This window comes from Mesorhizobium sp. M4B.F.Ca.ET.214.01.1.1, from assembly GCF_004791545.1.
In the GTDB taxonomy this organism is placed as follows: domain Bacteria; phylum Pseudomonadota; class Alphaproteobacteria; order Rhizobiales; family Rhizobiaceae; genus Mesorhizobium; species Mesorhizobium abyssinicae.
The window spans coordinates 193861-208119 of the sequence record NZ_SRUX01000004.1; the positions used below are offsets into that span (position 1 = coordinate 193861).

The following is a 14259-nucleotide window of genomic DNA, read 5'->3' on the forward strand; positions in this document are numbered from 1 at the left end:
GAACGGTGTTCCCCTCTGAAGGTTTGACCTTCATTTCTGGCCGGGCTGCATTCGCGTCCGGCCTTTTTTCTTTCGGGATGGGCGCTGTCAGGCGAAGGCGATGCGGATGGTTCCGTACGGGCCGAAATCGGCGGCTATCTGGTCGCCGTGCCGGCATTCCACCGGCCGGATGAAGGAGCCGGACAGCACCACCTCTCCGGCGGAGATGCGCATGCCGTACTGATGCAGACGGTTGGCGAGCCAGGCGATGCCTTTCGCCGGATGGTCGAGCACGCCGGCGCCAAGCCCGGTCTCCTCGACCTCGCCATTGCGCGACACGATGGCGCCGATCCAGCGCAGGTCGGCCTCGCGCGGCCCGGCCCAGCGGCCGCCGACGACGATGCCGGCATTGGCGGCATTGTCCGAGATGGTGTCGAAGAAGGTGCGGATCCTGCCGGTCTCCTTGTTCATCCGCTCGATGCGGGTGTCGAGGATCTCCAGCGCCGGCGTGATATGGTCGGTGGCGTCGAGCACGTCGTCGACAGACACGTCCGGGCCGGCGAGCGGCGCCTTCATGACGAAGGCGATCTCGGCCTCGATCCGCGGCTGGATGAAGCGGCCGGCCGGAACCGTGGCGCCGTCCTCGAAGAACATGTCGTCGAACAGAATGCCCGAGTCTGGAATGTCGATGCTGAGCGCCGACTGCATCGCCTTCGAGGTCAGGCCGATCTTCCAGCCCTTGATCGCCAGCCCCGACGCCACCTTGCGCTTCACCAGCGCCGCTTGCACCCGGTAGGCGTCGTCCATGGTCGCTTGCGGAAAGTCGAGGCTGAGCAGCCTGATCTGCCGGCGCTCGCGCTCGGCCTCGAACAGCCTCGCCGCGGCATCCTCGACCTGCGCTTCCGTCATCATCGGCCAGCTCCTTCGTCGACCACGCCGTTGCGGAGCAGGCCGATGCCGTCGGCCTCGACCTCGATGACGTCGCCCGGCTTCAGCCAGATCGGAGGGTCGAAGCGGGCGCCGGCGCCGGTCGGCGTGCCGGTGACGATGATGTCGCCGGTCACCAACGTGGTGAAGGTCGAGATGTAGGCGATGATCTTGCGGAAGGAAAAGATCATGCGGCCAGTGCGGTCCTGCTGGCGGACCTCGCCATTGACGCGCGTGGTGAGCGAGATGTCGGCGATCTGCGCCTCGTCGGTGAACGGCACCAGCCACGGGCCGATCGAACCGGAACGGTCGAAATTCTTGCCTTGCGTGACGTTGAACTTGGCGTGGCGCACCCAGTCGCGGAGCGTGCCCTCGTTGCACAGCGACAGCGCCGCGATATGGCCGAGCGCTTCGGCCTCGGCGATCCGCCTTCCGGCCTTGCCGATGACGATGACGATCTCGCCCTCATAGTCGAGCTGCGGCGATTCCGGCGGCCGCACCAGCGGCGCGCTATGGCCGACGAAGGAACGCGGGAAGCGGATGAACAGCGACGGGTTGGAGGGCGCGGCCTGTCCGTCCTTGTACTCCTCGTTGCGGTCCGGAAAATTGACGCCGACGCAGATGATTTTTTCCGGGGAGGGGATCGGGATCTCGTAGGCGATGTCCTCAACCTTGAAGTCGGGCGCGAAGGCATCCGCCTCCTCCGCCAGCCGGCGCAACGCGCCGGCCTCGATCACCTCGCGCAGCGTCGGCCATTGGGTGTGGCGCGCCGAAAGGTCGACGATGCCCTTGTCGGTGATCGCGCCGTAGCGCGTCTTGCCGCCGACGGTGAAAGTGGCGAGGCGCGCCGCGCTCATGCTGAAACTCCGCACACAGTTAGGGCGCCACGATTGGCGACGCCGCCAGATCGGACAGACGCGGCTTCACCCCGGCAAAGACGCTGCCTTCCTCGAACCAGCTCTTCGGCGCCGGCGCGCCCCAAAGCGTCTGGCGCTGCGGATCCTTGAGGTCCCATTTGATCGGCTCCAGATCGGGGTCGACCGTCTGGTAGTCGGAGCAATAGATCTCGATGCGATGGTTGTCCGGATCGCGGATGTACAGAAAGAACGCGTTGGAAATGCCGTGCCGGCCGGGGCCTCGCTCGATGTTCGGCAGCCAGCCGGTGGTGGCCATCAGGTCGAGCAGGTCGATGATGTTGAGCGGCGTCGGCACCCAGAAGGCGACGTGATGCAGGCGCGGGCCGAGGCCGTTGGTGAAGGCGATGTCGTGCACGCCGCCCTTGCGATGCGTCCAGGCGGCCCACAGCCTGCCGGTCTCGCCATCCTCGGTGTATTCGGTCACGCGGAAGCCGAGCTCGTTGTAGAACGCGACCGATTGATCGACGTTCGGCGAGAAGCAGTTGAAATGGTCGATGCGCAGCGGCTTCACGCCCTTGTAGAGCGCGTATTTCTGATGGATCGGCGGCAGCCGCTCCATCTTCGAATAGAACTCGAGCGGGATGCCGTGCGGATCGCGGGTGCGGAAGGTGCGCGACTGGTAAGGGCGCTCCACCCACTCCACCGGTAGGCCCTTGCCGTCGAAGAAATGCGCGGCCTTGTCGAGGTCCTCATCGGAAAAGACCTTGAAGCCGAGGTCGCGCGCTTCCGCGACCGGGCCTTTCCTGAGCACGATGCAGTGATGGCCGCGTTCTTCCAGCGCGCGCAGATAGATCGCGTCGCTGGTCTCGTCGGTCACCTGCAGGCCGAGCGTGTCGACATAGAACGCGCGGGACTTCGCCAGATCCGTGACGGCGAGCTCGACGTGGCTGAGCCGTACGATGTTGAAAGCCGGGTAGAGGTTGGGTTGGGGCAGGGGCATCTTTGGGTCTCCGGTCAGCCGCCGAGCTTCTGGATCGAATGCGGCGCCGTGGCGAACGCGATGTTCTTGGTTTCCATGTAGAAATCGAACGACCAGTCGCCGCCGTCGCGGCCGATCCCCGAACTTTTCACGCCGCCGAACGGCGTCGGCAAATGCCGCACATTCTCGGAGTTGACCCAGATCATGCCGGCCTCGAGCGCGTCGGTGAAGCGGAAGGCGCGGGTGACCTCGGAAGTCCAGAGATAGCCGGTCAGGCCGTATTGCGTGTCGTTGGCAAGCGCCAGAGCCTCCGCCTCGTCCTTGAACGAGATCGCGGTCAGCACCGGCCCGAAGATCTCCTCCTGGGCGATGCGCATTGTGTTGGTGGCGCCGGTAAACAGCGTCGGGCTGACATAGCAGCCGCCGCCCGGGCCGTTGAACTTGCCGCCGCCGGCGGCGACGACCGCGCCTTCCGACTTGCCGATATCGATATAGGACAGGACCTTTTCCTCATGCACCGGATGGATCAGCGGACCGACCACGGTTTCGGGATCGAGCGGATGGCCGACCCTGATGCGCTTGGCCTTCTCCGCCACCAGCGCCGTGAACTTGTCGTAGATGCCTTCCTCGACCAGCAGGCGCGACGATGAGGTGCAGCGCTCGCCGTTGAGCGAATAGATCATGAAGACCGCGGCGTCGGCGGCGCGTTCGAGATCGGCGTCGGCGAAGACGATCACCGGGTTCTTGCCGCCAAGCTCGAAATGCACGCGCTTCAGCGTTTCAGCGCCCTGGCGCATGATCATCGAGCCGGTGCGGCTTTCGCCGACGAAGCCGATCGCCTTGATGTCGGGGTGCTCGGTCAGCGCGCGGCCGGCGTCCTCGCCGAAGCCGTTGACGAGGTTCCAGACGCCCTTGGGCAGGCCGGCCTCCTCGGCGATCTCGACCAGCAGGCGCGCGGTCAGCGGCGACAGTTCCGCCGGCTTGTGGACGATGGTGCAGCCGGCGGCCAGCGCCGGCGCGATCTTCCAGGTCGACAGCATGAACGGCGTGTTCCACGGGGTGATCACGCCAACCGGACCGATCGGCGCGCGCGTCGTCATGTTGACCTGGTTCGGCGCGCGGATGGTCTGGCCGTCGCGGGCTTCGGGCGCGCGGTCGCCATAGAAGCGGAAGTTCTCGGCGCCGCGCAGCGCCGCCTTGGCCATGAACTTCAGCGACTGACCGGTGTCCATGCATTCGACGAAGGCGATCTCCTCGGCGCGCGCGACGATGGCGTCGGCGATCCTGTGCAGCAGCTTCTTGCGGGTATCGCCCGATATCGCCGCCCACTCCTTGAAGGCGGCCTTCGCCGCCTTGGCGGCACGGTCGATGTCGGCGGCCTTGCCGCGCGCCACCGTGGCGATCGGCTTCAGATCGATCGGCGAGATCGTCCCATAGGTCGAGCCGTCGGCGGAAGGCACCGCCTCCCCGCCGATCTGGTTGAGCACGCCGTGCTTCCTGAAGCGTTCCAGATAAGCCTCGGCCTTGCGCAGATTGTCGTCCAGTGCCGCCATGGGTCTTTCCTGTTTTCTAGCGCTCAGTCACTTGCCGCGAAGCCGCGGGTGGATGGCGTTCTTCTTCCAGCTGAGTTCGGCGTCGATTTCGCGGATTTCCAGGGAGAGCGCGAAATGCGGCGTCGCGAACAGCGTCGCCAGATGCTCGGACACCGCCGCGAAGATCGCTTCGCCTGCGCTCTTCTTTTCCGCCGCGCTGCGGCCCTTGCCGATACGGAAGTTCATGTCGATGAAGCCGTTCTCGGGCAGGCGGTCGGCGATCGCATAGGCCTCGGCGCGGAAGGCGCGCACCCGGACGGCACCTTGTTCGAACAGGCCGGTTTCGAGGATGGTCCGCGAGACCAGCTCGCAGAGCGCGCCCATGTCGACCTTCGCGTCGAGATTCGCGGAATATTCGATCGCCATATGGGGCAAAGGTTCCTCCACCTTTTAATTAACATGTGAATTACATCTTGACGATCGAATGTCAAGCGTCGTTCTCTGTGTCCCGGCGGCGGGATTGCCGCTCCCGACAAAATCGCGGATATAGCTGCGATCGGGGTGCTAATATTTACTGCGACTCGTACTGGATTGGATTTTTCGGAGACCTGATTTTGCTACCACCGAGCACTCGTCGCTCCCTGCCGATGGCTCTGCTTCGCGCTCGCGAGGTGATCATGGCGCATTTCCGGCCGATGCTTGCCCGCCACGACATCACCGAGCAGCAATGGCGCGTGCTGCGGGTGCTTGCCGAGACCGGTCCGCTGGAAGCGACCGAACTCGCCAACCGCGCCTCGATCCTGCCGCCCAGCCTCACCCGCATCATCAAGGCGATGGAAGAGCGCGAATTCATCACCCGCAACAAGGTCAAGGACGACGGCCGCCGCGCGCTGCTCGCCATCAGCCCGGCCGGCCTTGCGCTGATCGAGGACCTGGCACCGGAGCGCATCGCCATCTACGACGCGATCGAAAAGCGCTACGGCGCCGAACAGCACGAGCGCCTGCTCGACATGCTGGAAGGCCTGATCCAATCGGAGTCGACGGAGGGGTGAAGGTCGCGCGGGACTTCCCTTCTCCCACAACAAGGGGAGAAGGGAAGGCACCGCCGCTCCTCACCCTCCGAAACTGCCGACAGCGCTCGGCTGCATGTAGTTGCGGCCGACATAGAGCAGCGCCGCCTCGTCGCTGCCGTGGCGGATGTCGACGACGCGGCCGAACATCACATTGTGCGTGCCGACCTTGTTCACCGCGCCGATCTCGCAATCGAAGCTGACGATGGCGTCGAGCAGCGCCGGCATGCCGGACGGCAGTGTCTGCCAGCGCGCGGCTTGATAGCGCTCGGCCATGTCGCGGATCGCGCCGGCGAACTTTCCCGCCAGATGCATGTGCGACTGGGTGAGAACGTTGACGCAAAAGCGCTGGTTGGCGAGGAACAGGCCGGTCTGCGCCGAGCGCTCGTTCATGCACACCAGCAGCGTCGGCGGATCGTCCGAAACGCTGCACATGGCGGTGGCGGTGAATCCGCCGCGCCCCGCCGGGCCGTCCGTGGTGACGATGTTGACCGGCGCGCAGACCCGCGCCATGGCGTCACGGAATTCCAGCCTCGAGACCTGCGCCTCCATGGCCGGCCTCCTCAACTCGCCGCAGCTGAGAGCGGCGGCAGCCAGGTGTCGCCGGTCCAGCCTTTCTCGTCATAGTCGGCCATGCATTGGTCGACCAGCTCCTCCATCTGCTTCAGCCGGCCGCCGCGCTCGGCGCCCTTCAGCACCTGCAGCCGCACCTCTTCCGGCGCACCGGCATAGTTGAGCTCGTAGAGCGCGTGGCGGCCGCCGAATTCGGTGCCGGTTGCGTCCCACAACAGCTTCATGATCTTGATGCGCTCGACATGGCCCATGTCGTTGGAGCCGCGCACATATTGCGCCAGGTAGCGGTCGATCTCCGGATTGTCGAAATCCCTGGCCGAGGACGGCAGGTAGATCAGCCCCGAGGCGATCACCCGGCGCACCGTGTCGATGACGCGCGGATAGGCCTCCGACATGAAGGTGCGGTAGGAAAGCGCCGCTTCCAGATTGGGCAGCACCGCGCCGCTGGCCCACGGGATCGGATTGTGCGCCATCGCGTTGGAAAAGCTCCAGAACATGTGGCGCAGCGCGATCACCTCGCCGAGCGCCGCCTGGTTGCCGCGGAAGGCATCGCCGCCGGTGGCGCGCAGGGCCTTGGCGAGCAGGCCGCAGAGGAAGTCGAGCTTGACGGTGAAGCGCGTGCAGCCCTGGAAGCAGTAGCCGTGCATGAAGCCCGACGCCGGATGGAAGGACAGGATCTTCTGCGCGTCGCGCAGCACCAGCACGTCCTCCCAGGGGATGAAGACGTTGTCCAGCACCAGGATCGCGTCGTTCTCGTCGAAGCGCGACGACAAAGGATAGTCGAAGGGCTGGCCGACCGTATTGGCGGTCTGCTCGTAGGAGACGCGGCAGAACATCTTTATGCCCGGCGCGTTCATCGGCACGATGAACATCACCGACAGCGACGGGTCCTCGGTGACCGTCGCCGAGCTTTGCGCCAGGAAATTGTAGTGGGTCAGCGCCGACGACGTCGCCACCACCTTGGCGCCCGACACCCAGATGCCGGCATCGTTCTCCTTGGTGATGTGCACGAACACGTCCTTCACGGCCTCGGCCGGCTTGTGGCGGTCGATCGGCGGATTGACGATGGCGTGGTTCATGAACAGGACCGCTTCCTGGGCGCGTTTGTGCCAGGCCAGCGCATTGTCCTTGAACGGGCCGTACCACTCGGCATTGGCGCCGAGCGTGTTCATCAGCGCCGCCTTGTAATCGGGCGTGCGCCCCATCCAGCCATAGGACATGCGCGACCAGTCGGCGATCGCGGTCTGCTGCTGGGCGAGGTCGGCGGCGGAATGGGCGACGCGGAAATATTTATGCGTATAGCCGCCCGAGCCGGTATCGGTCGGCGCGGTCAGCGCCGCCTGCCGGTTGGGGTCGTGCAAGGCGTCGTAAAGCCGGGCCAGCGAACGCGCCGAATTGCGCATCGCCGGATGGCTGGTGACATCGGCGACCCGCTCGCCATTGATATAAACCTCGCGCCCGTCGCGCAGGCTCGCGAGATATTCGGCGCCTGTGAACGGCCGTTTCGTGTCGGCCCGGAAATCTTCCGATCGCATCATGATCCTCCCTTTGATTGGTGGAGAGTAGCCGCAAGCCGCGCGATGGTTTATGGACGAAAGCGATAAATCACTTGGACTTTTTCGGGCCGCCATGAGCCAGACCGCCATTCCCGAATTCTTCGTCTACGGCGAGCCGGCACGGGCGCTCGACGTCGGTTTCCTGCATGTCGAGACGGTGCAGGCGCGCGCTTCCGTGCATCGCGGCCAGGTTCTGGCGCACAAACATCCGCAAATGGCGCAGATCACCTTCTGGACGGGTGGCAGCGGCACCTATCGGATCGAGGACAAGACCTGGAGTTTTTCCGCTCCCACCGTGAGCTTCATGCCGAGCGGCGTGGTGCATGGCTTCGACATCGAACCAGGCACCGATGCCATCGTCGTCTCGGTCGCCGATGCCGCACTCGCGGTGCTCGGCGAGCAGTCCGCGCTGCAGCTCGACCAGCCGGTTTTCGTCACGGGGCGCGGCGAGGGCGCGCTGTGGGAGAGATTGGGTAATACGGTCAGGATGATCCAGGCGGAATATGCCGACAGGCTGCCCGGTGTCGAAAGAATCCTGCCGCCGCTGATCGCGGTGGCGCTGTCGGGCATCGCCCGCCTCGATGCGCAATCGCATGCCATCGCGGTGCCGGCGGCGGTGGCGCTCGGCGGGCGGCTCAGGCGGCTGATCGACCAGCACTTCCGCGAGGACTGGCCGGTGGAGCGCTATGTCGAGGAACTCGGCACCACCCGCCACCTGCTCGACAAGGCCGCGCGCCAGGTGCTCGGCGCGGGCGTGCGCGAGGCGATCGGCGACCGGCGCCTGGTCGAAGCCAAGCGCCTGCTGCTCTTCACCATCCGGACGGTCGAGGACATCGCCTACGAGACCGGCTTCAATGATCCGGCCTACTTTTCTCGCTTCTTTCGACAGGCGGTTGGGGTGTCGCCGGCGGCTTGGCGGAGACAAAGAGTGAGTAGTGAGTAGTAGGTAGTAAACGGAGCGAGGATTGAACAAATGTTCGAACCGAAATTCTACTCATACTCACTACTCATACTCACTACTCACTACTCACTACTCACTACTCACTACTCACTACTCACTACTCACTTACTCACGCCGCAGCAGCCAACCCCGCATCCAGCGCCTCGCCGATCTTCGCCACATCGGCCGCCGAGATGACCAGCGGCGGCGACAGGATGATGGTGTTGCCGGAGACGCGCAGCATGACGCCGGCCTGGTAGGCGGCTTCGGCCACCACGGCCAATGTCTTCTTGTCGCCCGGCTTCTTGGCGGCGCGGTCCGACACCAATTCGAGCGCCGCCATCAGGCCCTGGTAGCGAACGTCGCCGACCAGCTGATGCTTCGCCTTCAGCGCCTCCAGAACCTTGCCGAGCTCGACACCGCGCACCGCCGCGTTCTCGTTGACGGCGAGCCGTTTTGTCTCGGCGAGCGCCGCCAGCCCGGCCGCGCAGCCAACCGGGTGGCCGGAATAGGTGTAGCCGTGGCCAATGGCGCCGAAGCTCGTCTTGTCGGCCTCGAACACGTCGGCGACCTTGGCGCCGATCAGCGCAGCACCGAGCGGGAAGTAGCCGGACGTGATCGCCTTGGCGATGGTCATGAAGTCGGGTTTCGTGCCGGAGAGCCGCGAGCCGGACCACGCACCGGTGCGGCCGAACCCGGTCACCACCTCGTCGGCGATCAGAAGGATGTCGTGGCGGTCGCAGATCGCGCGCACCAGCGGCATGAAGCTTTCATGCGGAACGATGACGCCGCCGGCGCCGAGCACCGGCTCCATGATGAAGGCGGCGATGGTGTCGGCGCCCTGGAAGGCGATCTCGTCCTCGATCGCCCGCGCGCAGAGCTTCGCCAGCTTCGCCGGGTCGGTCTCGTCGAACGGGTTCCGGTAGGTCCACGGCGCCGGCGTGTGGAAGACGCCGGGCAAGAGCGGCTCGTAGTTGCGGCGGAAATTGGCGTTGCCGTTGACCGAGGCGCCACCGAAATGCGTGCCGTGATAGCCCTTCTTCAGCGCCAGGAATTTCGTCCGGTCGCCTTGGCCTCTTATCTTCCAGTATTGGCGCGCGAGCCGCAGCGCCGTCTCCACCGAATCCGATCCGCCCGAGGTGAAGAAGGCGCGCACCATGCCCTCCGGCGCGAACCAGTCGGTGAGCTCGTAGGCGAGCTCGATCGACGGACCGGTCGAGGTGCCGCGAAAGCCGGAATAGTAGGGGAGCGCATCGAGCTGCGCGGCCATCGCTTGCTTGATCGGGTCGCAGCTGTAGCCGAGGTTGACGTTCCACAGGCCACCGACCGCATCGAGCACGGTGCGTCCCTCGGCATCGGTGACCGAGACGCCGTCGCCCTTCATGATGATCTTCGGCGGCGTCGCCCGCATCTCGGCCGGATGCGCCATCGGATGCCAGATCGGCTTGGCGTTGTTCTCGGTGAGGAAGTTGATGTCACGCATCGGTGGGAACTCCGGTTTCCGATTGGGAGAGGGCAAGGCCGAAATGGCCAAGCGCCTCGGCATAGCTCTGCGCCGGCCGGGCGACGTCGAAATGCACAGTCAGCATGCCGGCGGCGATGGCGCCGTCGATGTTGCGCTGCTGGTCGTCGACGAACACGCACGCGCCGAGTGGCAGCTCCAGCGCCTCGCCGACCATCGCATAGGCGCGGCGGTCTGGCTTGAGGACGTGCGTGTAGGTGGCGTCGACGATCGTCTCGAACAGCGACAGCAGCGGCAGCCGCTGGCGGAAGCTCGTGCCGTAGAAGAGGTCCAGCTCGTTGGAGAGGATGGCCAGCCTGACGCCGGCCGCATGCGCCGTCCGGATCGCCTGCTCGGCCTCCGGCCGCACCACCGCTTGCGGGTCGGCGCCGCGCGCCCGCTGCACGAAGGTCGACATGTCCCGCCAGTCCTCGCCGACCAGCTGGCCGACCTCGCGCGTGCGCGTCCTCCAGTAGTCGCGCTCGCTGATCTCGTCCGCCTGCATGGCCCGCCACAAAGGATCGGAGGCCGGGTCGAACGGGCCGCGCCAGGCAAGCGTGCCTGGCGCCAGGCCCAGCGCCCGTTCGGTCAGCGCATGCGTCTCGAACAGCGTGCGGGTGACGACGCCGCCGAAATCGAGCACCAGCGCCTTTGGCGAAGGACGGCTCATGCGGCGTGCCCACGGCCGGGCGGAACGATGCCCTCGGCGACCCAGCGGTCGAAGATCTCCAGCGCCTTGGCGCAGAAAGCGGCGTCATTGATGTGTTCGGCGATCTCGTGCAGCTCGGCATTGGCAGGGACGCTGGCACGCATCTCCTCGACAAAGGCCGACAGCGCCTCTGGCTCATGCAGCGGCTCGCCTTCCTGGTCCCATTGCTGGATGCCGCCGGCGGGCAGGATGAAGGCGGTCGGGCCGGTCGCCGCGGCGAGCTTCTCGCCGATGGCGCGCGCGATCTCCTTGCGGGTCGAGGCGTCCGAGGTCACCGAGGCGAGCAACCGGTTGTGCGCATGGTAGGGCCGCTCGATGAAACGCGACGGCACCGTTTGCCAGGTCGGGAAATCCACCATGTCGATGGCGCCGGGCGCGACGATCTGCGGGATACCTTGCCGGCCCGCATTCTCCAGCCGGTCGGTGCCGGAATTCACCACCGAGCCGGTGAGCTGGTTGGCGAGTTCCTGCAGGCTGAAATCCATCACCGCGACAAAACCCTTTTGCGCCGCGATTGCCTCCAGCGCCCGTCCGCCCATGCCGGTGGTGTGGAAGACGATCACCTCGTAGCCGCGCTTTTCCAGCTCCGGCTTCAGCCTCACCATATAGTGCAGGCAGCTTTTGCCGAGCGAACTCATGCCGATCCGCGGCTTTGCCGCGTCCGGCTTGACGACGGCCTGCGCGGCACCCACCACCGCGCCGCAGGCCTGCGACAGCACCGCCTTGCAGGCGCTGTTGAGGCCATAGAGCCCGCCGGCCCAAAGGATCATCATCAGGTCTGTGGCGATCCGCTCGGGCGGCAGGAGATGCGAATAGGCGATCGTCGAGACGACGAATTTCGGCACGCCGAGCGGCAGCGCCAGCGCCACGTCGAGCGCAAGGTCGGTGCCCATCGAGCCGCCGAGCGCGATGACGCCGTCGATCTCGCTTTTGTCGTGGAGCGCGCGCGCCAGCCGCGAGGCGCCGAGCGCCATCAGCGTCATCGCCGAGTTCTCGTCGCCGCTGGCGATGATCGCCTCGATCGTCGTGTCGGCGGCTCTGGCCACCGCTTGCCTGTCATAGGCCGGCCGGTAGGGCGGGTCGCCGAGCACGCTGACATCCATCATCACCGCGACACCGCCGACGGCCTCGATGCGCTCGCGCATGAACAGAAGCTCGTCGGCCTTGGTGTCGCCGGTGCCGATAACCAGGATACGGCGTGTCTCCTCCACAGTCAGTTCTCCCTGCAATGTCGTTGTTGTCATGCCTGCTTGCGGCCCGGCAGGCGGCCGAAGAGCCGCTCGCTGATGCCGCGCGCCGCCGCGGCGACGCTGGCGCCGTGGCGCTCGATATCGCCTTTCTGGATCCGCACCCGGGGCGCCGCGACCGCGATGGCGCCGATGGCCAGGCCGTCGGCGCCGAGGATCGGTGCCGCGACGCTGAGCACGCCTTCCTCATAGCCTTGCGAGCCGGTCGAATGGCCGCGCGCGCGGGCGGCGGCGATATGTTCGGCGAGCGTTTCGGCGTCGCCGATCGTGTGGGGCGTGAAGGCCGGCAGCGGTCCCGCGAGGACGCCGGCGCGGACATGCTCCTCGGTGAACGCCAGGAAGGCAATTCCCGACGCCGTCGCATGCAGCGGCAGCACCTCGCCAAGTTGCACGCTGACGCGGTTGGCCTTGGCCGATTCGATGACATGGACCGAGATCAGGCCGCGCTTCGAATATTCCGACAGATGCACGGTCTCGCCGGTCTCGGCCGCCAGCTGCTCGACCACCGGCACCGCCATGCGCAGGAACGGAAACTGCGCCTCGCGCAACAGCGCCAGCCGCGCGATGCCGGCCCCCAGGCGATAGAGCCGCGTGGTCTCGTCCTGCTCCACCAGCCCGTGCTCGATGAGCGAGACCAGCAGCCGGCGCGTCGTAGCCTTGTCGAAGCCGGCGCGCCTGGCGAGATCGGCAAGCGCCGCCTCGGGCGCGCCGCGACCGAGCTTTTCCAGCAGCGAAACGGCTTTGCCTACCGTGCCCATGCAGGTCTGATCCTCCATCAGATACTTAACGTGCGAATTAACTTGACAGCAAGTCGATTCCTTTGCAAGTCTATATTCGAAATGTCGTTGCAAATAGTGAAACGATCATGGCCCGGCAGAAGGCCACGGCATTTCAGGGACACTTGGTTTCCGCGAGCGCGGATCTGGAGGGAAAGATGACCACAATTGAAGCCGGCGAAGCGAACCGGCTAAGGAAGAACAGCCTTGGCGTCGGCGCCATCACCTTCATGGTGATCTCGGCCGCGGCGCCGCTCACGGCTGTGGCGGGTGGCACGCCGCTCGGCATGCTGATGGGCAACGGCGCCGGCTTTGCCGGCACCTATCTCATCGTCACGGTCCTGTTGCTCTTGTTCGCTGTCGGTTACGTCGCCATGTCGCGCCACGTCGGCAATGCGGGCGCCTTCTATGCCTATGCGGCACGCGGGCTCGGCGGGCTGGCAGGCGGCGCGACGGCGCTGATCGCCATCCTGTCCTACAACGCCATGCAGATCGGCGTCATGGGCCTGCTCGGTGCCGCGACCGCCGGCCTGTTCGCCGGCTGGGGCATCGCTCTGCCCTGGTGGGCGTGGAGCTTCATCGCCATCGCCATCGTCGCCGTGCTCGGCTACCGGCAGGTCGACCTGTCGGCCAAGATCCTGACCGTGCTGGTGCTTGCCGAATATGTCGTGGTGCTGATCCTCGACCTGACGATCCTCAAGACGGGCGGCGACAGCGGCCTGTCGGCGGCGCCGTTCAGCTGGAGCCAGATCACCAGCGGCGCGCCGGCGATCGCCATCCTGTTCTGCTTTGCCGCCTTCATCGGCTTCGAGGCGACCACCATCTATGCCGAGGAGGCGCGCGACCCCAAGGTCACCATTCCGCGTGCCACCTATTTCTCCGTCATCCTGATCGGCCTCTTCTACATGGTCACCGCCTGGCTGATGGCGGTCGGCGCCGGCGTCGACAAGCTGCTGCCGGACTTGCAGGGCCTGCAGGATCCGACCACCTTCCTGTTCGGCCTGTCCGACCGCTATTCCGGGACGGCGCTCACCCACGCCATGAGCATCCTGTTCGTGTCGAGCCTGTTCGCCGGGGTGCTGGCGTTCCACAACGCAGTCGCCCGCTACATCTATGTCGCCGGCCGCGAGAAGCTGCTGCCGCAGACCATCGGCGTGACCCATTCGGCGCACCAGAGCCCGCATGTCGCTTCGGTCATCCAGACCGTGCTTGCCGCTGTTGTCGTCGGGCTCTTTGCGGTGCTCGGGCTCGATCCGGTGCTGGCGCTGTTTTCGTGGCTGACCAATGTCGCGACGCTGGGCGTCATCGTGATGATGGCGGTGGCCTCGCTGGCCGTGGTGATGTACTTCCGCGCCAATCCGTCCACCCAGGAAAACGCGCTGAAGACAACCGTGCTGCCGGGGCTGACCTTCATCGCCTTCGTCATCATCATCTATCTGATCGTCATCAATTTCGGCAGCCTGTCGGGTGCTGGCGGCTTCCTCGGCGTGTTCCTGCCGTCGCTGGTGCTGATTGCCGCCGTGGTCGGCCTGTTGCTGGCGAGTGCATTGAAGGGCCGCGATCCGGTCGCCTTCGACAATCTCGGTGTGCCGCTGAAGGATTGAGACAGACAA

14 protein-coding genes are annotated in these 14259 nt (G+C 65.8%); 3 read left to right on the forward strand and 11 right to left on the reverse strand.

From position 1 onward, the window contains the following. Positions 1–87: 87 nt before the first annotated feature. From hpaH to EN857_RS10190, 5 genes are read right to left on the reverse strand one after another with little or no spacing between them, the layout of a single operon-like run. On the reverse strand, positions 88–891 hold the full coding sequence (gene hpaH / locus EN857_RS10170; protein ID WP_187331223.1) for a 2-oxo-hept-4-ene-1,7-dioate hydratase: 804 nt from the start codon (positions 889–891) through the stop codon (positions 88–90). Beyond that, entirely contained in the window at positions 888–1763 is an 876-nt protein-coding gene (locus EN857_RS10175) for a fumarylacetoacetate hydrolase family protein (RefSeq protein ID WP_135858502.1), read from the reverse strand. Before EN857_RS10175 ends, hpaH begins: the two co-directional genes overlap by 4 nt. Before the next feature lie 19 nt (positions 1764–1782). Next, a complete protein-coding gene (hpaD, locus tag EN857_RS10180; RefSeq protein ID WP_127393933.1) occupies positions 1783–2763 on the reverse strand; it encodes a 3,4-dihydroxyphenylacetate 2,3-dioxygenase in 981 nt (326 codons plus the stop codon). A gap of 14 nt (positions 2764–2777) precedes the next feature. Further along, a complete protein-coding gene (gene hpaE, locus EN857_RS10185) occupies positions 2778–4295 on the reverse strand; it encodes a 5-carboxymethyl-2-hydroxymuconate semialdehyde dehydrogenase (protein ID WP_128346437.1) in 1518 nt (505 codons plus the stop codon). Between the two features lie 27 nt (positions 4296–4322). Continuing rightward, the gene (locus tag EN857_RS10190; protein ID WP_127392545.1) at positions 4323–4709 is read right to left on the reverse strand and encodes a 5-carboxymethyl-2-hydroxymuconate Delta-isomerase; all 387 of its coding nucleotides are present in this window, start codon (positions 4707–4709) and stop codon (positions 4323–4325) included. A 212-nt stretch (positions 4710–4921) separates the two neighbouring features. Here EN857_RS10190 and hpaR point away from each other — a divergent pair, with 212 nt between their 5' ends. Next, positions 4922–5326, forward strand: a complete 405-nt coding sequence (gene hpaR / locus EN857_RS10195) for a homoprotocatechuate degradation operon regulator HpaR (RefSeq protein ID WP_245478510.1) — start codon at positions 4922–4924, stop codon at positions 5324–5326. Between the two features lie 60 nt (positions 5327–5386). On the opposite strand, the gene EN857_RS10200 is transcribed toward hpaR, so the two are convergent. Beyond that, positions 5387–5896, reverse strand: a complete 510-nt coding sequence (locus tag EN857_RS10200; RefSeq protein ID WP_127286813.1) for a flavin reductase — start codon at positions 5894–5896, stop codon at positions 5387–5389. Positions 5897–5907: 11 nt separating this feature from the next. Next, positions 5908–7452 carry a 4-hydroxyphenylacetate 3-hydroxylase N-terminal domain-containing protein gene (locus EN857_RS10205; protein ID WP_127286815.1) on the reverse strand — a complete coding sequence of 515 codons (1545 nt, stop codon included), beginning with the start codon at positions 7450–7452 and terminating at the stop codon, positions 5908–5910. A gap of 94 nt (positions 7453–7546) precedes the next feature. On the opposite strand from EN857_RS10205, the gene EN857_RS10210 reads away from it, so the two are divergent. Further along, positions 7547–8416: a helix-turn-helix domain-containing protein gene (locus EN857_RS10210; protein WP_127286814.1), complete on the forward strand. Its 870-nt coding sequence runs from the start codon at positions 7547–7549 to the stop codon at positions 8414–8416. Positions 8417–8543: 127 nt separating this feature from the next. On the opposite strand, the gene EN857_RS10215 is transcribed toward EN857_RS10210, so the two are convergent. From EN857_RS10215 to EN857_RS10230, 4 genes are read right to left on the reverse strand one after another with little or no spacing between them, the layout of a single operon-like run. Continuing rightward, positions 8544–9896 (reverse strand): aminotransferase class III-fold pyridoxal phosphate-dependent enzyme, encoded by a 1353-nt coding sequence (locus EN857_RS10215; RefSeq protein ID WP_127392546.1) that lies wholly within the window; start codon positions 9894–9896, stop codon positions 8544–8546. Next, positions 9889–10584 (reverse strand): HAD-IA family hydrolase, encoded by a 696-nt coding sequence (locus EN857_RS10220; protein WP_127392547.1) that lies wholly within the window; start codon positions 10582–10584, stop codon positions 9889–9891. The genes EN857_RS10215 and EN857_RS10220 overlap by 8 nt, the downstream gene beginning before the upstream one ends. Then, complete coding sequence (locus EN857_RS10225) at positions 10581–11867, reverse strand: Tm-1-like ATP-binding domain-containing protein (protein WP_127392548.1); 1287 nt, start codon at positions 11865–11867, stop codon at positions 10581–10583. The genes EN857_RS10220 and EN857_RS10225 overlap by 4 nt, the downstream gene beginning before the upstream one ends. Next, complete coding sequence (locus EN857_RS10230) at positions 11864–12628, reverse strand: IclR family transcriptional regulator (protein WP_127392549.1); 765 nt, start codon at positions 12626–12628, stop codon at positions 11864–11866. Before EN857_RS10230 ends, EN857_RS10225 begins: the two co-directional genes overlap by 4 nt. A 176-nt stretch (positions 12629–12804) precedes the next feature. Between EN857_RS10230 and EN857_RS10235 the strand changes: the two genes are divergently transcribed. After that, positions 12805–14250, forward strand: a complete 1446-nt coding sequence (locus EN857_RS10235) for an APC family permease (RefSeq protein WP_127392550.1) — start codon at positions 12805–12807, stop codon at positions 14248–14250. The last annotated feature ends 9 nt before the right edge of the window (positions 14251–14259 follow it).